This window comes from Chitinophaga chungangae, from assembly GCF_017742215.1.
GTDB classification, from domain to species: Bacteria; Bacteroidota; Bacteroidia; order Chitinophagales; family Chitinophagaceae; genus Chitinophaga; species Chitinophaga chungangae.
In genome coordinates this window covers 779,444-797,195 of the sequence record NZ_JAGHKP010000002.1, presented here as the reverse complement: position 1 = coordinate 797,195, position 17,752 = coordinate 779,444, and the positions used below count along the sequence as shown (strand labels likewise).

General features: G+C 52.6%; 18 protein-coding genes. 7 read left to right on the top strand and 11 right to left on the bottom strand.

Annotated features, from left to right (window positions below):
- The first annotated feature begins 51 nt into the window (after nucleotides 1-51).
- On the top strand, nucleotides 52-723 hold the full coding sequence (locus tag J7I43_RS11370) for a hypothetical protein (RefSeq protein ID WP_209145794.1): 672 nt from the start codon (nucleotides 52-54) through the stop codon (nucleotides 721-723).
- Nucleotides 724-735: 12 nt separating this feature from the next.
- Here J7I43_RS11370 and J7I43_RS11365 read toward each other — a convergent pair whose 3' ends face one another.
- The 7 genes from J7I43_RS11365 to J7I43_RS11335 form a co-directional block, all read right to left on the bottom strand.
- Complete coding sequence (locus tag J7I43_RS11365; protein ID WP_209145793.1) at nucleotides 736-1,284, bottom strand: carboxymuconolactone decarboxylase family protein; 549 nt, start codon at nucleotides 1,282-1,284, stop codon at nucleotides 736-738.
- Nucleotides 1,285-1,420: 136 nt separating this feature from the next.
- On the bottom strand, nucleotides 1,421-2,281 hold the full coding sequence (locus J7I43_RS11360) for an AraC family transcriptional regulator (RefSeq protein ID WP_209145792.1): 861 nt from the start codon (nucleotides 2,279-2,281) through the stop codon (nucleotides 1,421-1,423).
- 54 nt (nucleotides 2,282-2,335) lie between these two features.
- Nucleotides 2,336-2,989: a hypothetical protein gene (locus tag J7I43_RS11355; RefSeq protein WP_209145791.1), complete on the bottom strand. Its 654-nt coding sequence runs from the start codon at nucleotides 2,987-2,989 to the stop codon at nucleotides 2,336-2,338.
- 27 nt (nucleotides 2,990-3,016) lie between these two features.
- A complete protein-coding gene (locus J7I43_RS11350) occupies nucleotides 3,017-3,694 on the bottom strand; it encodes a hypothetical protein (protein WP_209145790.1) in 678 nt (225 codons plus the stop codon).
- Nucleotides 3,695-3,712: 18 nt separating this feature from the next.
- Nucleotides 3,713-4,393, bottom strand: a complete 681-nt coding sequence (locus J7I43_RS11345; protein WP_209145789.1) for a hypothetical protein — start codon at nucleotides 4,391-4,393, stop codon at nucleotides 3,713-3,715.
- Between the two features lie 66 nt (nucleotides 4,394-4,459).
- Nucleotides 4,460-5,146, bottom strand: a complete 687-nt coding sequence (locus tag J7I43_RS11340; protein ID WP_209145788.1) for a gluconate 2-dehydrogenase subunit 3 family protein — start codon at nucleotides 5,144-5,146, stop codon at nucleotides 4,460-4,462.
- Nucleotides 5,147-5,151: 5 nt separating this feature from the next.
- The gene (locus J7I43_RS11335; protein ID WP_209145787.1) at nucleotides 5,152-6,885 is read right to left on the bottom strand and encodes a GMC family oxidoreductase; all 1,734 of its coding nucleotides are present in this window, start codon (nucleotides 6,883-6,885) and stop codon (nucleotides 5,152-5,154) included.
- 104 nt (nucleotides 6,886-6,989) lie between these two features.
- Between J7I43_RS11335 and J7I43_RS11330 the strand changes: the two genes are divergently transcribed.
- Nucleotides 6,990-8,471 carry a gluconokinase gene (locus tag J7I43_RS11330; protein WP_209145786.1) on the top strand — a complete coding sequence of 494 codons (1,482 nt, stop codon included), beginning with the start codon at nucleotides 6,990-6,992 and terminating at the stop codon, nucleotides 8,469-8,471.
- Between the two features lie 4 nt (nucleotides 8,472-8,475).
- Here J7I43_RS11330 and mutL read toward each other — a convergent pair whose 3' ends face one another.
- Nucleotides 8,476-10,332 (bottom strand): DNA mismatch repair endonuclease MutL, encoded by a 1,857-nt coding sequence (gene mutL, locus J7I43_RS11325; protein ID WP_209145785.1) that lies wholly within the window; start codon nucleotides 10,330-10,332, stop codon nucleotides 8,476-8,478.
- A 259-nt stretch (nucleotides 10,333-10,591) separates the two neighbouring features.
- Here mutL and msrB point away from each other — a divergent pair, with 259 nt between their 5' ends.
- The gene (msrB, locus tag J7I43_RS11320; protein ID WP_209145784.1) at nucleotides 10,592-11,056 is read left to right on the top strand and encodes a peptide-methionine (R)-S-oxide reductase MsrB; all 465 of its coding nucleotides are present in this window, start codon (nucleotides 10,592-10,594) and stop codon (nucleotides 11,054-11,056) included.
- A gap of 390 nt (nucleotides 11,057-11,446) precedes the next feature.
- Here the strand turns inward: msrB and J7I43_RS11315 are convergent, their stop codons facing one another.
- Nucleotides 11,447-11,728, bottom strand: a complete 282-nt coding sequence (locus tag J7I43_RS11315; protein WP_209145783.1) for a YciI family protein — start codon at nucleotides 11,726-11,728, stop codon at nucleotides 11,447-11,449.
- A gap of 167 nt (nucleotides 11,729-11,895) precedes the next feature.
- Here J7I43_RS11315 and J7I43_RS11310 point away from each other — a divergent pair, with 167 nt between their 5' ends.
- The 4 genes from J7I43_RS11310 (at nucleotide 11,896) to J7I43_RS11295 (ending at nucleotide 15,941) form a co-directional block, all read left to right on the top strand.
- The gene (locus J7I43_RS11310) at nucleotides 11,896-13,614 is read left to right on the top strand and encodes a DUF4836 family protein (protein WP_209145782.1); all 1,719 of its coding nucleotides are present in this window, start codon (nucleotides 11,896-11,898) and stop codon (nucleotides 13,612-13,614) included.
- A 90-nt stretch (nucleotides 13,615-13,704) separates the two neighbouring features.
- Entirely contained in the window at nucleotides 13,705-14,355 is a 651-nt protein-coding gene (locus tag J7I43_RS11305; protein WP_209145781.1) for an ATP-binding cassette domain-containing protein, read from the top strand.
- Between the two features lies 1 nt (nucleotide 14,356).
- Complete coding sequence (locus tag J7I43_RS11300; RefSeq protein ID WP_209145780.1) at nucleotides 14,357-15,547, top strand: FtsX-like permease family protein; 1,191 nt, start codon at nucleotides 14,357-14,359, stop codon at nucleotides 15,545-15,547.
- A 70-nt stretch (nucleotides 15,548-15,617) separates the two neighbouring features.
- Nucleotides 15,618-15,941, top strand: a complete 324-nt coding sequence (locus J7I43_RS11295) for a Dabb family protein (RefSeq protein WP_209145779.1) — start codon at nucleotides 15,618-15,620, stop codon at nucleotides 15,939-15,941.
- A gap of 15 nt (nucleotides 15,942-15,956) precedes the next feature.
- Here the strand turns inward: J7I43_RS11295 and J7I43_RS11290 are convergent, their stop codons facing one another.
- Nucleotides 15,957-16,637 (bottom strand): DUF2569 family protein, encoded by a 681-nt coding sequence (locus J7I43_RS11290; protein WP_209145778.1) that lies wholly within the window; start codon nucleotides 16,635-16,637, stop codon nucleotides 15,957-15,959.
- A gap of 21 nt (nucleotides 16,638-16,658) precedes the next feature.
- Nucleotides 16,659-17,750: a DUF2891 domain-containing protein gene (locus J7I43_RS11285; protein ID WP_209145777.1), complete on the bottom strand. Its 1,092-nt coding sequence runs from the start codon at nucleotides 17,748-17,750 to the stop codon at nucleotides 16,659-16,661.
- Nucleotides 17,751-17,752: the final 2 nt, after the last annotated feature.

Genomic DNA, 17,752 nt, shown 5'->3' with positions numbered 1-17,752 from the left:
TATTAAGCCGGAATAACCGCCGGATTTAACCAGCCATTTTACAGGAAATTTATGCAGTTAACCCATGCGTACGACGACAAAGTCTTTATAAACTGCCCCTTCGACGACGGATACAGGCCATTGCTGTACGCCATGGTATTCGTTATTTACAGGTGCGGTTTTAGTCCTATCACGGCATTAAACGAGGATGACGGAACAGATAACCGGTTGCATAAAATTTTGCGGTGCATTGCGGATTGCCGGTACGGGATTCATGATATTTCTCGGATCGAAGTGAACAGCAGGGGCCTGCCCAGGTTCAATATGCCGTTTGAAGCAGGATTGTTCCTTGCGGCAAAACATTTTGGGAACAGGGAACAGAAAACAAAATCCGGACTTGTATTCGAACGGACGAAGTATCTCTACCAGCAATACATTTCAGATCTTAGCGGCATCGATACAAAAGCGCATGACAACGATCACGACAAGATCATTGAAAAAGTGCGTGACTGGTTAAAAACAGCATCGCGAAGAGCGGCGATTCCCGGTACCGGGACGTTAAAACGGGAATACCGTGAGTTCGAAAGGAGTTTGCCAAGGGCGTTAAAAAAGCTTGGGCTGGAAGAAGGCAATATGACGTTTAACGATTTTTGCATGATCGTTGAAGGTACGATCTACGAATCGACAAAACCAGGCCCGGCTTTCCGGGAGGAAAACCAGGCCGGCTCTTATGTTGGTTCCTGATGCTTACGAAACTTATTGAACTGCGGTTTCCAGTTTTGCCGCCAGCGGCCAGTCTACAGGGATATTGGTAAGCGCGTGCAGGTAATTGGTGATGATCTTATCTCCCACCAGCACTACCACGTCCACCAGGCTGCCTTCGTTGTAACCTGCCGCATAAAAATTGCCGATCGTTTCATCGCTGGCATGACCGCGGTTTTCCACGATGCCTTTCGCCAGTTTAGCCAGCGCGTCCAGCTTCGGGTCGAAAGTGATCTCACCCGCGCGGATCTCCAGGATCTGGTCTTCCGTAAAACCGTTCAGTTTAGCGATGGCAGTGTGAGCGCTCAGGCAATAAACACATTGGTTCACTTCGCTCACTACCAGGTTCACCACTTCTTTTTCTTTCGCTTTCAGCGACGTTTTGCCGCTCTGCAATGCCATGTAATTGGCCAGCGCATTTTCAGAATGCGCGAAAGTAGCATAGAGGTTCGGTACAAAACCTACCACTTTTTTGAGGTTGTCGAAAATAGCCTGGTTATTGAGGGATACCTGTTCTCTGGCGGGGACGTTGAAAGTTTTCATGTTGTTATGTTTTACGATTTTTGAATTCGTTTTTTGTGTTTGTTGACGTAACAAAGGTCATCCATTCCCGGAGGGTGGAAAATGGAAGGACTTCCTGAAAACTTGCTGTTTTTTCCCGGCCGGGAATTTTCGGGATTTAGTTGCGGGTTAACGGGTCTTTTGAATTTCTGAAATCGGAAGGGGACTGGCCGGCGTTTTGTTTGAAGAACTTGCTGAAATAAGCTGCGTCCTCAAACCCAAGCTCGTAGGCGATTTCCTTGGCGGATTTGTCCGTATACATCAGCAGGCGCTTGCTTTCCAGCAGCACTCTTTCCCGGATCACCATCAGCGGGGATTTACGATTGTAAATAGCGAACAGGTTAGCAAGCGTTTTGGGCGAACGGTGCAGCTTTTCCGCGTAAAAACTCACGCGGTGCTCCTTTTTATAATGATTTTCCACCAGCATGTTGTATTTGCGCACAATGTCCATCTTGTCTTCCGTAAGCGGCTGACCGGTAACGAATTGCCCGCGCGCAAGGCGGGTAAGGATGATGATCAGCCGCTTGAGCAGCATCTGCAGCATGTCTCCCTGGATATTATCGTCCGTTTCGAACTCATCCAGGAATACCCGCAGCAGCAAAGCCAGCTTCTCTTCGTCCTTTTGATCCAGCGCAATAAAAAGCTGTTCGGCGGAGCCGTAAAAAAGAAAGCCGGCGCAGCTCACTTCCTTGTCGTGATCGACGATGCAATAAAACTCGCGGTTAAATTGCCAGGCGGTAATGTCCGCCGGGGAAGCGAACTCGAAGCTCTGGTTCACCATAAGCGGCAGTATGGTATGTTCCCCGAAGGTATACGCCACGCCGTCGATGGTGACCTGCTGTGCGGGGCCGCGGTTCCAGGCGATGGTCAGCAGTTTATCCTTCAGGTCTTTCCCGTAAAAGATCCTGTCAAAATGCGCTTCTTCGAGAACCAGCCTTAGTTCCGATCCTTTTTTATTGTTTTTGTAACTGAAGTTCATGCCGGGTAAATTACTGCAGCTGCAATATGTGGCATTTATTCGAATTTCCCGCCGTCAGAACATATACCCGATCTTCACGCTCACTACAAAATTGCCCGTCGATTCCTTCCCCGGTGCAAAGATCTTGTCCACATCCCAATCAGACCGCCAGCCGCCGACATAGTTTTTGTCGTTGAACACCTTGCGGAACTTCACGCCCGGCCCGGCGCTCAGGTCGAGCAGGAACCGCTTCTTCACGGGGATTTCAAGGCCATATTTAAAATTCACCGAAACCGTCGTGCGATCGATGTTCATACGGTCCACGGGATTCACCGGCGCAGTGTCGCTGTACGTGGTACGGATAGTGTGGGCTTCGAGGCGATTGACATCCAGGGAAAAATATCTCCTGATCTGCCGTTCGCGGCGCCCGGGATAGAACCATTTCTGCTCGATGCTGATGCGGTGGCCTTTAAAGCCATGGTATTCCTTTTCCGTATCGAATAATTCATGCAGGCCGTTAGACAATACGGTGAAAGCAAGCTGTGTGGCCCATCGCTCGCTATACTGGCGCTCGTAGCTGAATTCCAGGCCGGAATTGATCGGGTCGTGCAGGGGAAACAAAGAAAATTTCAACTGGTTGCGATGTGGGAAAATGGTGTTTTTACTGACGTTTTGAGCGTGTGCGACGGTACAGGCAAAGAGTAACAATACAGGGACGATATATTTCATGGTGACGGATTGTTGCGGTCATTTGTTTCAAAACATATACCCGATCTTGACATTAAACGCAATATTCGGCACCCAGTCCTCCATCGGCGTATAGCGGTCCGTAAACCAATTGCCACCGTGGATATAGGAACTATAACGCGGGGCAAAGTCGTTGGATACCTTGCGGTATTTGAAGCCCGGCCCAAAGGAAATATCCATCATCCAGTGTTTCGGGATCGGGATCTCGAAGCCGAATTTCAGGTTGATGGAAAACGTACTGCGTTCGATATTCATCCTGTCCGGTAGCACAACCGGATCATTGGGGTGCATGGTGATTTCGTACAAGATCACGCTGGTAGTGTGGGCTTTGAGGTGGTTCAGGTCCAGCGCAAAATATTTGCGGAACGGATAATTATGTTTGGCCGGGTAGAAATATTTCTGCTCGAAGCTGATGCGCCTGCCGCTGAAGTCGTAAAATTCATCGTTATCGTCGAACAATTCGTGAATACCGTTGGAAAGAACCGTATACCCGATTTGTGAAGCCCACCTTCTTGCGTATTGAAATTCATAACTGAGCTCAAAACCCGGGTTAACAGGGTCGTGCGTAGGAAACAAAGAAAATTTCAGCTGGTGGTGATAAGGGAATATGAGGTTATTGGGCGCTTTTTGCGCATGCGCGGCATTGCAGGCGGAAAAAAGCAGGATTAAGAATGTAAAAAGCTTCATAAGCATGGCGTTAACCGTTTAAAACATGTACCCGATCTTGATATCGAACGTGAAAGTACCCGTCCATTCTTTCGTTGGGTTATACCGGTTCAGGATATCCCATTCAACGAGCGCTTCTGTGATATCCGGATTGCTGTAGGTATTGGTCACTTCGCGGTACTTGATGCCCGGGCCTCCGCTCATGTCGAGCAAAAAACCGCGCCATAGCGGTATTTCGAAACCGAATTTGAAATTGGTGGAAAACACATAGCGGTCCGTGCTTCTTGTTCCGGCCGGGGGGATAAAAACGCCCGGTTCAAGCTTGCTTTTCAGATCGGGCTTGCTTACGGTACGTGTTTCGAGATAATTGAGGTTGAGGCCAAAATATTCCCGCACGCGTACAGAGCGTTTTTCCGGGTAAAAAAACTTCTGTTCAATACCGATCCGCCGGCCTTCCAAACTGATATACGGAGGTTCTCCCCGGTTAGTCGCATATGCCAATATGTGGTCGGTCAGCCAGGTATAATTGACCTGTGAGGCCCATCTTTTGGCATATTGAAATTCATAGCTGAGGTCCCACCCGGGGTTAACAGGGTCGAGCTGAGCCATCACGGAGAGTTTCAGCTGGTGGTGTTTGTCGAATATCCGGTCGTTGACCGTCTGCTGCGCATGGGCGACAGTACAGGCAAGGAGTAACAGGCAGGTTGTCAGAAATTTCATAGCGGCAAATTATAGGGTGATTATTCCTATAACGTGCCGCTATGCATAAGGTTACACGCCTCCGTGTTAATCTTCCCAGGTCATCACTTTGCCGCGGTCGTCGGGCTTGATGGCGATGGCAAGCATTTTTTCATCGTAAGCGAGATTGTATTGTTTGAGCACATCTTCCGGCACCCCGTCCCATACATTGGGTTTGTTACCCTGGTAGCCGAGGTCTTTCAGGCCCATTTCACTGGTGAAGAAGCCGGTGGCCGTGAGATTGCGCATGAGGCTGAAAAAGTTTACGCCATGACTGAGCTCCGGCGCGGCTTTCCCGGGATACGCGATCTGGTCCACGATGGCCAGCTGTTGCTCTTTGGAAAGATCGGTGAAGATTTTGTTGTGCAGCTTCAGCGAATGCATATCCAGCCACCGGAGGCCGCCGCGCATGGGCAGTTTGTTCCTCTCCTGGTCTTTCACGATAAACTCGATGAACTCCGGCACTTTCGCATCGGAAGCGCTGCCGGACGTTTCGTCCTTCGGGATAATGATATCAGCCAGCACGGTAATGGTCTTCATTTCCGCGGCGGTAAAAAAGGTTTCTTTCAAAAGTGATTCGTCGCGCAGCACCTCGTCTGGCGTGCGGCCGTATTCTTTGAGCACCCCGGCGCCAACTTTGGCCTTTTCGCCGGGCTTGGTTTCGCAGGCGCTGAGTATTACGCCGGTAGACAAAGAGCCTATTACCAAGGCTTTGAGCGATTCTCTTCTGTCCATGATAATTACAGGTTTTGTTTTTTCAATTCGTCCACAATGTATTCCGATGCGCGAAGCGACAGCGCGAGGATCGTCCAGGTCGGGTTTTTGTCTGCCTGCGACACGAACGCGCCGCCGTCTACCACGAACACGTTTTTCGCGTCGTGCGCCTGGTTGAATTTGTTCAGCACGGAACGTTTCGGATCGTCGCCCATGCGGGTGGTGCCCACTTCGTGGATGATGCGGCCGGGGTTTTCAAGCCCGTACATGCTTTCTTCCCCGGGCTTCGTGCCCAGCGGGATGCCGCCCATTTCGTGGATGATCTGCTCGAACGTTTCGTGCATGTGTTTCGCCTGTTTGATCTCATGCTCGCTCCAGGTGTAATGGAAACGCAGCACGGGAATGCCCCATTTGTCCACCACGTTCGGATCTATTTCGCAATAGTTGTCTTCCCGCGCAATGGCCTCGCCTCTTCCCGCAAAACCTACGGTGGAACCGTAATAGCGGCGGTATTCGTTTTTCAGCGAAGCGCCGTAGCCGCCCGGCGTAATGTCGCCGATGTTGGGATTTTTGCTTTGCAGGTTTTCTATCGCGAAACCGAATCCATAAGAAGGCAAATGCATGCCGCCGCCCATTTCGATATGATAACCGCGCGCAAAGTCGAGCTTTTTATTGTCCAGCCACCAGGGAACGTACATGTGCATGCCGCCTACGCCGTCTTCATTGTACCGCTTGCGGTCCATCAGCGCGGGAATGTAAGCGCCGCGCGATGCGCCGGTGCTGTCGTGCAGGTATTTGCCCACCACGCCGCTGGAGTTGGCCAGCCCGTTTTTATGAACGGAAGATTTGGAATTGAGCAGCAAACGCGCGGATTCGCAGGCGCTGGCCGCCAGTACGATCACGCGGGCGTTCACGACATATTCCTGCTGATCGGTTTTGTCTACGTAGCTCACGCCGGTGGCCTTTCCGCTGGCGTCGGTGAGCACTTCGCGGGCCATGGCGTTAGTGTACAGGTCCACATTCCCGCTCTTCATCAGCGGCTTGATCAGCACGGTGGAAGAGGAGAAATCCGCATGTACGGTACAGCCCCTGCTGCATTGGCTGCAATAAAAACATGCGCCGCGGTCTTTGTTCACGGTGCGGGTAAGAATGGAAAGCCTTGAAGGGATGACGGGAATGCCCAGCCTGTCGCCGGCCTTTTTCACCATCAGTTCGTGCAGGCGCGGTTTGGGCGGCGGAAGGAAATATCCGTCCGGTTCGTTGAAAATGCCTTCTTTGGAGCCGAATACGCCGATCATTTTATCCACGCGGTCGTAAAAGGGTTTTACGTCGTCGTAGCCGATGGGCCAGTCGTCTCCATGCCCGTCGATGCTATAGTGTTTGAAATCGTTCGGGCCGAAGCGGAGCGAAATACGCCCCCAGTGGTTGGTGCGGCCGCCCACCATGCGCGAGCGGAACCAGTCGAACTGCGTGCCGTTCTTTTTCGTATAGGGCTCACCGTCAATTTCCCATCCGCCGTATGCCGCGTCGAAATCGCCGAACGGGCGGGTGGTACTGGCACCTCTGCGCGGTGATTCGTAGGGCCATTTCAACTGCGTCTGCTGTGCCGGGTCTGCCGGGTCATATTTCGGGCCTGCTTCCAGCAGCGCTACTTTCAAGCCTGCTTCAGACAGTACTTTGGCAGCCATGCCTCCCCCTGCGCCGGAGCCGATGATGCATACATCGTACGCCTTCGCCTGTTTTTTAATCTCGAATGCCATGGTTTTGAACGTGGATTTTTGTTAATAAGATTCGACCTGAGTATTTAAATCTATAAATTAAATGTGGAAAATGGAAGGTGTTTTTTACTTTCGGCTTCTATTCTATGACAACGAAGACACCATATATCCTGGGCGTTGATATCGGGACCGGCAGCGCCAAAACGGTCGCTGTTACGCCTTCCGGGCAAATCCCGGTATCGAAAAGACAATCGTACCCGACGCTTCACCCGCAGCCCGGCTTCAGTGAGCAGGACCCTGAGCAGATCATTTCCGCCGTAATCGCCACCATCCGCCAGACCGTTGAAGAGATGGGCGCGCCGCCCGCCGCCATCGCGCTGAGCAGCGCCATGCACAGCTTTATGGCCGTGGATGCGGACGGGGAGCCGCTCACGCCGCTCATGACCTGGGCAGACAACCGGGCCGAACAATACGCCACCGCGCTGAAAAATTCCCCGGAAGGCCGGGAAATATACCAGGCCACCGGCACCCCCATTCATCCCATGAGCCCGCTTTGCAAGCTGCAATGGCTGCGGGAGCATCAGCCTGAAATATTCGAACAGGCCGCCTGTTTCGCCGGTATCAAGGAACTGTTCCTCTACCGCTGCTTCCACGAATTCGTGACCGATTATTCCGTGGCTTCCGGCTCCGGCCTGTTCGACGTACGAACGCTGGATTGGTATGCGCCAGCGCTGGAACTGGCCGGCGTTACGGACGATCGCCTGCCCATTCCCGTGGAAACCACCCGCCTCCTGATCGGGATGGACCCCGCCATGGCGCAAGCCCTCGGCGTTCCAAAAGAAACGCTCATCCTCACCGGCAGCAGCGACGGATGCCTCGCCCAGCTGGGCAGCGGCGCCGTACAGCCCGGTCATGCCGCGCTCACTATCGGCACCAGCGGCGCCATGCGCATGATGACCGGCAAACCCGCGAACGACGAACAGGGAAGGCTTTTTTCCTACCTGCTCACGCCCGAACATTACGTATGCGGCGGCGCGGTGAACAACGGTGGCGGCGCTTTGCAATGGTTCTCCAAATCTTTTCTCCCCTGGTCTGATTATAACGACTTCCTCAAAACCGCTTTCACCGCGCCTCCCGGCTCGGACGGGCTGTTGTGCATGCCTTACCTGCTCGGCGAACGCGCGCCGGTGTGGGACAGCCGGGCTTCCGGCGCATACGTCGGCATCCGCCAGCAGCACGGTTCCCCGCATTTTCAGCGGGCATTGATCGAAGGCATTTGTTTTGGATTGTACAGCGTTGGCGAAGCGCTCGAAAGCGTAGTGGGCGATGTGCATGAAATAACGGTGAGCGGCGGTTTCACGGCCTCGCCGCTGTGGATACAGCTTCTGGCGGACATTTTCCAGAAACCGATGCTGCTGCACCAGGACGAAGACGCTTCAGCGCTGGGCGCCGCATTGCTCGGCTGGCATGCGCTCGAACAGATAGACGCCTGGCAGTTCAGCCCCGCGGCCGCCGCGAGAGTGTTCGAGCCGGATGAAACGCACCTGCAGGTATACCAAAAAAATTACAAAGCGTATTCGTTATTGTACCACCAGCTGAAAGAAGTGATGGAAGCGTTGAGAACCTGACATTTTACATTCCCCTTTCAAACATTTTTTCGAGGTCGTTGAGCTTGAACGAGATGAACGTGAAACGCCCGCCCGGCGAAACATTCGGCGTGGCGCAGGCGAACAGTTCGTCGATAATGTTCTGCATTTCCCGGGAACCCAGCACTTTGCCCGGGGGAATGGCGTTGTTGCGCGCGATGGAACGCACGAGGCGTTCGCGGCGGTTGAGCTTCAGCTCGCTGCTGAAATGTTTGAACTGCTCCAGCAGGCCTTCGATGCTGGCCTGTTCGTTCCCCGTCTGGATATCGGCCGGCGTGCCGCGTACCACGAAAGTATGCTGGCCGAAAGGTTCCAGGTCGTAGCCGAGCGCCTGCAGGTCGGGCAGCATTTCGGAAACGATCAGCGCGTCTGCCGGCAACAACTCCAGCGTTTGCGGGAACAGGCTTTGCTGCGTGGCCATGGGCTTTTCCGCCAGCGCTTTCTGGTAACGTTCGTACAGGATGCGCTCGTGCGCCGCGCGCTGGTCTATCAGGATAAAACCCGATTTGATCTGCGAAAGAATGTATTGCTGGTGTACCTGCACGGGCACTTTATGATCGGTGGCCGCTTCCTGCCAGCGCTCGTCGATAACGGACGCGGTGCTGAGCGGCGTTTCCGGCGGCGCAGGCGCATGATCGTTGTCCGGCCGGGCAGGTTCGCCGTAGAGTTCTTTCCAGTGCTGCAGGTTGCTGTTGCTGCTTTTGTCGATCACATGCGCCTGGTTGGCGTGGGTGAAGGTTTTGTAAATGGAAGTGTTGGCGGACTGTACCTTTTTCTGTTCGGTAAAAGGCTGCGTGAGCGCGTCCAGCTGCTGGATGCCGGGGTCCAGGTCGAAATCGAGCGCCGGCGTAACGCTGAACTGCGCCAGCGCGTGTTTGATGGCGGACTGTACAAAGGCGTACAGGATGCGCTCGTCGTCGAACTTGATCTCCTGTTTGGTAGGGTGCACGTTGATGTCCACATGTGCGGGATCGAGATCGATGAACAGTACGTAAAGCGGGTAGCTGTCTGCGGGGATCATTTCCGAGAAAGCGTTCATCACGGCATGGTTGAGGTAGCTGCTTTTGATGAAACGATTGTTCACAAAAAAGAACTGGTCGCCGCGGGTCTTTTTAGCGGTTTCGGGTTTACCCACAAACCCGTGGATGTTCATATAATCGGTGGTTTCCCTGACGGTCACCAGTTTGGCGTTGTAATGCTGGCCGAGGATGTTCACCACTCTTTGTTTGAGGGAACCTTTTTCGAGGTGGAACATTTGCTGGCCGTTGCTGTTGAGGGAAAACTGGAGATGCGGGAAGGCGAGGGCCACCCGTATAAATTCATCCACAATATGCCGCATTTCCGCCGCATTACTTTTCAGGAAATTGCGGCGTGCGGGCACGTTGAAAAACAGGTTCTTCATGGCAATGCTCGTACCGAAGGGGGCCTGGCACGGTTCCTGCCGTTTGATCACACTGTTGTCTATTTCAATGAAACTACCCAGTTCGTCGCCGGCACGGCGTGTTTTCAGTTCCACCTGGCTTACGGCGGCGATGGAAGCAAGCGCTTCGCCGCGGAAGCCCATGGTGCGGATATGGAAAAGATCGTCGATAGAACGGATCTTTGAAGTGGCGTGTCGCTCGAAGCACATGCGGGCATCGGTATCGCTCATGCCGCTGCCGTTGTCGATCACCTGTACCAGCTCTTTGCCGGCATCTTTTATGAACAGTTGGATTTCAGTCGCTCCTGCGTCTACCGCATTCTCCAGCAGCTCTTTAACCGCCGAGGCGGGCCGTTGGATCACTTCGCCTGCTGCAATCTGGTTCGCTAAATTATCCGGTAATAAATTGATGATATCCGCCACTTGCCTGCCTTTTGGCGTAAAGGTAGGAATAAAAAATATTGTTAAATACAATCCGTTTGCAATCCATTCGGGCGCGTGTTTCGTACCTTTAAGAAGGCTGAGGCTTAGGCAAGAATCCCTATTTATTAACAATGACGTTAAAGCGTAGTTAACGCGGAATCAAATTACTGGTATGAAATTGTGGAATCTTCTAATTTTAGGGCTGACGTTACTGATCAGCCACTGCACATACTCTCAAAACGGGAAAAAAACCAATACAATGGAAGAAAAAAAGAATCCGGTGTACTCCCGCACGGATACTGGTAAAGTAAACCTAACAGATGCAGAATGGAAAAACCTTTTGCCCAAAGATGTGTATGATATTGCCCGTGAAAAGGGCACGGAATGGGCTTTTACGGGTAAGTACTGGAATGCGAAGGATAAAGGCACTTACTATTGCGCAGCATGCGGCAATCCGCTCTTCGTGTCAGACACCAAATTTGAAAGCGGCTGTGGCTGGCCGAGCTTTTACCAGCCCATCAGCAAAACCAGCGTGATCTATACGCCGGACAATTCGCACGGCATGCAGCGTACCGAAGTACAATGCGGCCGCTGCAAGTCTCACCTGGGACATGTTTTCGACGACGGGCCTCCGCCAACAGGCTTGCGTTATTGCATCAATTCGGTGATCCTCGATTTTGAAAAGGCGAAAGAGGTCGAAAAGAAGTACAAAGAAAAAGAATAAGACACCCTACCTGACTGTATGTATGTACGGCACAACGCCCGTTGCGGCCGGAGCTGGGTTTTTAGCCAACCATAATGCGTAAAATCATTCACAAGTATTTCCTGGAAACGAAAAAGAAAGCGCCGGCGATCCACACAGCCGGCCTTTTTCCTTTTTACCTGTATCATTAATAACCGCGTTCCATATAAGCGTTCGTATCGTTATGCCGGTTTGCGGCGCGGCCCTGGTGTATATTTTTATTAATAGGGAATTGAAATTGAAGAATTAAACCTGATTCAGGGATACCGGTGGAAAAGACGCGGAAGCATTAAGGCGTGAAGGGTACGGTGCATGAGCAATGCAGGCCGCGGGGGCGGAAGCGGGAACAACAAAAACATAAAAAGGAACGGCTCAGGAACTGATATCGGCCATTTCGAAGGTGTTCGGCTCGAATTCGATGATGTCGTACACGGCCAGCTGGAATTTATCCAGCGGGTCTTCCGCCAGGATTGCCTCCACTTCGCGGCGGCTGCCCGCGCGGCATAAAATGATGGCGCCCGTACGGGGCTTCCTCCGGCCTGAAATGATGAATTTTCCTTCCCGGTACTGTTTTTCCAGGAAAGCGTTGTGCGCGGCCATATAATGCTCAATAGCCGCAACAGGGCGGATGTACTGCAAAAGAATCAGGTACATAATGAAACGGTTCTTCAGTAAATGGTTAAAATTCAGATATATGCAAAGGTAGACAAATTGTTGAAAGTAGCGGGGTTTGCCCTAGATAAGAACAAATTTAAACGTATTAGCAAAAAACCCGTTATTTTTACCCGTAATTCTCAAATCCATTTAACATCTTTCTCTTTATGAAAAGAATGATTTCCAGAACACTGCTTGTTTTATCAGGAGCAGCGGTGTTATTGTTATCCGCCTGTTCCAAAACCCCGGAACAGGGTAAACATATTCCCAAAAACGCGGCCATGGTATTGGGCGTAAACTCCGAGCAGATCCAGGAAAAACTGGTGAAAGACGGGCTTACGGTCGATAAACTGTTCGACGCCGTGCAATCCCAGGATACCTCCAGCTCCCTGGCCAAAGCCATGAAAGATGCCGAAAACTCAGGCGTAGATATGAAAGGCGACGTATTCATCGCCATGGTTCCCGGCGAAGCCGGCGCCAAAGGTTATGTGGCCGCTTATGCCAAACTGAAAGACGCCGCCAAGTTCGAAGCTTTTATCAAGGAGAAATCAAAAAAAGAAGTAAAAGCAGGCACCGATTTTAAATACGTGGAAGATAAAAACGCCATCGTCGGTTTCAGCAACGAAACCATCATCGGCGTATTCGCGTTCGACCCCACCGACTTCGAGCGCCATAACCCGTATGCCATGGACGATTTCGGCGACAGCGCCGCCGCGGCTCCCGCACCGGCTAAAACCGCCAACAACACCGAAACGCTCAACAAACTGTTCCACCTGAAAAAAGACGAATCCATCGCGACCGTTGAATCTTTCAAAGAAGTACAGAAAGAAAAAGGCGACGCGTTTTTCTGGATGAGCAGCGAACAGGTATACGCCTTTAATCCCGGCACGCCTTCCGGTATGGCCGCGCTGATGACCGGCAATATCAAAAAACTCACCGAAGGCGCTTACACCGCCGCCGCCATCCATTTCGAGAACGGCAAGATCAAGGTGAACAGCAAATCTTACGCGGGTAAAGAAATGCAGGACATCATGAAGAAATACCCGATGGAGAAAGTGAACATGGACATGATCGAGAACTATCCTTCCGGGAACGTGTTCGGTTTCGCCATCATGAACTTCGACCTGCGCATGCTGGGCGACATCCTGAAACTCCTCGGCATGGACGGTTTCGCCAACATGGGCCTCGCTGAAGCGCAGCTCACGCTCGACGACATATTAAAAGCTTTCAAAGGCGAGCTCGCCATTGTAGGCTCGGACTTTTCCGCAACTTCCGCCGCCCAGAAACCCGACATCAAATTCGTGTTCAATATGAAAGTGGGCGACAAGGCCGCTTTCGAAAAAGTGATGAGCAGCAAAATGGTAGCCCCGATGTTTACCAAAGTGGGCGAAAACTACGTTCCCCAGCAACCGCTCGGCGAAATCGCGCTGTCCATCAACGATAAACGCATCCTGGTGGCGTCAGACGAAGCGCTGCTGACCACTTACGACGCCGGCAAATCCAAAGCCAAGCTCGACGACGTAGCAGTGAACGCCGCAAAAGGCAGCGTATTCAGCGTATATCTCGATATCGAGAAAATTGTGAACAACATGCCTGAAGAATCGTTGAAAGAACTGCCCGACAGCATTTCCAACGATATCAAAGGCCTGCTGAAAAACCTGACCGTTTCCACCGAGCCTTTCAGCGGCAACACGCAGAAATCCGTACTGGAACTGAACTTCAAAAATGAAAGCCAGAACACGTTGGCGCAGATGGTAAACTTCACCAAAAAAATGTGGGGTTACTACGAAGCGAATAAATTTGACAGCAGAAGCCAGCAAGCTACAGATTCTACCGTTGACGCGAACGTTATCGTGGATTCTGCAGTGGCTGTGCCTGTACAATAAATTTTTGTCTGCAAAAGACGAATGCGGAAGCTGCCCACACGGGCAGCTTCTTTTTTTTTGCCTATATTTAAGTTTCTACAACAGCCACATATGCAGATCCAGCTTTCTGCGGTGGTGCCGGTGCCGCTGCGCGAAAGGATATTGCAGCGGGAGTCCGACATCTGGAACCGCGACGTTACTTTCCAACCAGGACAATTCGTCAAAATAAAAGCGCCTTCGGGCACCGGCAAAACCACGCTGGTGCATTATCTCTATCATATCCGTTATGATTATACGGGAACCGTGAGCGTGAACGGCAAGCCCTGGCAGTCGTACAACCGCGACCAGCTCAGCGCCATCCGCCAGGGGCAGGTAAGCGTGGTGTTCCAGGACCTCCGGCTGTTTGACCAGCTTACCGCTTTGGAGAACATCGAATTAAAAAGGGTGATGCAGCCGCAGCCGTTTTACCCCCGCGAAAAAGCGCTGGAATTTGCGGAGCGCCTCGGCGTAACGCATGTGCTGCAGCAGAGCGGCGCCACGCTTTCGTACGGCGAGCGCCAGCGTATTGCGATCATCAGGGCGCTGATGCAGCCGTTCGAATGGCTGATGATGGACGAGCCCTTCAGCCATCTCGACGAAGCCAACGCCGATAAAGCCGCCCGATTGATCGCGGACGAATGCCATGCGCGCAAGGCCGGCTTCATTCTCACCGACCTGGACCACGACCAGCGATTTGACTACACCGTAAGCTATTTATTATAACATGCAGTTCAACGAGATTTTAAAGAAGATCATACACACAGGCGTGGGCCGGGGCCGCTTCTGGATGGCGTCCGTCGGGCTGGGAATAGCGATGCTGCTGATACTGGTGGCGCTGCAGGTGCACACCAATTTCAACGAACTGCTCTATGGCCGCAGGAACCAGAACGAGCGGGCGGATTACCTGGTGGTGAACAAAAAGATCACCAACGATATGATGGGCCGGCCGGAACTGACGGTTTTCAGGCCGGAAGAACTGAAAGACATCGCCGCGCAGCCGTTCGTCGAAGACTTCAGCATTATCACCGCCGCGCAATACAACGTGCGCCTCGAAGCGGACCAGCTGGGCTTTTCCACCCTCGCATTCTTCGAATCCGTACCGGATACTTTCATAGACGTGAAAAGCGACGACTGGAAGTGGCAGGAGGGCGAACAGCTCGTGCCCATCATCGTGCCGCGCGATTTCACCAACATGTTCAATTTCGGTTTTGCATTGGGCAACAACATGCCCCAGTTTTCCGAAGAAACCATCAAAACCCTCAGCCCCGGTATCGTGATCAGCCAGGGCATGCGCACCGCAAGTTTCCGCGGCCGCATTGTCGGCTTCAGCGACCGCATTTCCACCGTGCTCGTGCCGCAAACCTTTATGGACTGGGCGAACGGTATTTACGGCACAGGCGCGGCCAAAGCGCCCTCGCGCATCATCATCAAAACCAAAGACCCCAGCAGCACGGAACTCACCACTTACCTTGAAGAACACAAATACGTAACGGACGAAGAAAAGACCAAATACAGCAAGATCAGGGGCATCGTGCAGATCATCGTGTCGGCCGTCGGTTTTTTCGGATTGGTACTGCTGATGTTCGCATTGCTGGTATTCAGCATGTTCATTCAGCTGGTGATAGAATCGTACCGGAACGAAATACGGCTGCTGATCACGCTGGGCGCGTCTCCCGGGCAGCTGCAGCGGTACCTGCTGCGGCAATTCATTCCCATGTATCTTATCACCGGCGTGATCGCCTTCGCGGCGGTTACCGGCCTGCAATGGTGGGCGTCAGGACTGCTGGCGGAAAGGAACATGTTCGTGTCCGAATGGCCGGGCATTATAGCCCTGGCGGCCACGGCGGCGATACTCGTACTGGTGTATGCCGTCAACTGGATGGCAGTGCGCAAACATATCGCGGAACATACCTGAGCTTCGTAAAGGACGGCTTGATTTTTCAACACGGAACCGCTAATTTGGCATCCGTAAAAAACCAGCGGTTATGCCCACATCCAAAAAATTCGTGCACGTTGTTAATTTCTACCTGAAGCCCGGATTGTCTGCTTCAGATGTGAAAAAATTCGAGGAATGCGTAAGCTCTCTCGGCAAAATTGAAAGCCTGATTGTGTTCAATGTAGGCAAGCCGGCTGATACAGACCGCACCGTGATAGACAAAAGTTACAGCTACTGCCTGCTCACCGTTTTTAACGACCTTGCGGGCCACGACGTTTACCAGGAACATCCCGTGCACCTGGAGTTTATCAAAAACTGCAACATGCTCTGGGATAAAGTAGTGGTGTTCGATTCAGAAACCATCGACCTGTAATAAAGAAAAAAGGGCCTACAAAGCCCTTTTTTTATTCTCTTCTTCAAGATCCGCCAGGAACCCGGGATCGTCTTCTTCCTCATGGTTGCGGTATGGCACCACGAACGTGTGTTTAGACCTTATGGACCCCGTTACATAACCGATCAGCAGGCCGGCTATCAGCCACCGGAGAATACTCTTTACCATTGTTATCCTCAGCCCTTCCGTTTCCAGTCCGCTGAGTTGAAAGCTCACAAGCACAGTATCCAGGAAAATGAACAATTCCTGTGCAATAAGAACGATCATGAACGTGCGGGGGAAAATGTCGCGCGTCCTGGAGAAAAGCAGCAGCAGGAAAGCGGCGGCAACCACAAGAAAGGAATTGAAAGCGATCTCCAGTACAATGACCAGTTTTAACGTAAAAGCCTGCCCGCCCTCCAGCTGCGCGTCGATGTTCTGCCAGAAATCCGCTCTCCACACTTCCATATTGCCCAGCGACCAGACGCTGGCGATCTGCCGGAAGATGAGCACCAGCACAATGAGAATAAGTCCTCCGCTGATATTCCAGGGAACGGAAGTAGGATAACGCGGCGGCACGGAAAGCCGGTTAACGTAAACGGCCACGCCGGTGAAAATGCCGAGCGATACCAGCACGATAAGGCCGGAAGCCAGGTTTATTCCCGCGGCAAGCACAAGAATGGAGCTGAGTATGGGCATAGGGCCATATTTTATGAAGGATCAATATTCTACCGTCAACGCATATACGGCGAAAGTAGCGAGCCAGTGCTCTCCCGCATAATCGCCGCTGGCAACATGTGGCACGGCGGTTTTCAGGTGAAGCGTGGCCAGTGCGCGCACGGCTTCCTGCTGTTCCCCGCAATGGCGGGCGATGCCATAAAGGCACCATGCGCGGCTGAGATTCAGCCCGTCGAGGTGAACGAGCTTGCCGTCTGAACGGTCGTTGACGGTAGCCACGTTAAAGATCGCCGAGTTTTGTTTGAAAAGCCCGGGCAGAAAGTTTTTCACCCATTTCCGATAGGCTTCCGACGGCAAAATACGCGACATCAGGTCGGCCTCTTCAAGGCACGGCGACAGGAAGTCGTACCCGCCCGGCTCCCAGCTGGCAGGGCAATCGCGGTCGTTCGCGTAAAACCGCATAGCCGTGGATTTTATAGAAGATTGCAGGGCGGTGTCTCTTGCGGTAACGGCGTAATCCCAGGCCAGCCGCAGGCCGAACGCGAGGTTGGTATGCTCGCCCACGCGGATGGGATAAGCGATCTTTTTGAGGAAATCGCGGTAGGCGTTGCTGAAATAAAACGCCAGCGGCGCTATGTTGCGGCGCAATTGTGCGGCGAGCGGATCGTTCCAGGTGATCAGCTCCGTTTGCAGCTGTAGCAGCCAGCTCCAGCCGTAAATTCGTTCGAATCCCTTGTTTTCCTTGCTGCTGAAAAGCAGCAGTTCCGTGCGGATATTCTCCTGCGAAAGGTTCTCCGCCAGCTTCCGCCTGATCTCGGCGGCATTGGGCAGCTGCGGGTACATTTTGAGCAGCCGCACCAGCATCCAGTGGCCGTGCACGCTGCTGTGCCAGTCGTAACACCCGTAAAACGCGGGATGGTAACTGCGCGGCGCGCCCAGCATCGACGAATCGGTGTACACAATGCCGGTTTTGTAAGGAAATTCATGCTGCATGCATTTCAGCGGCAAAGCGGAAAGATGCGCCGCACCTTCGGTCGTGAGCCGCAGCTGCCCGTTCTTTTCCTCGTACAGCGGCATCTGCGCGAAACCTTCCGCGCAAATGAATAAACAAAGCAGCAGGGATATTCCTCTCATAA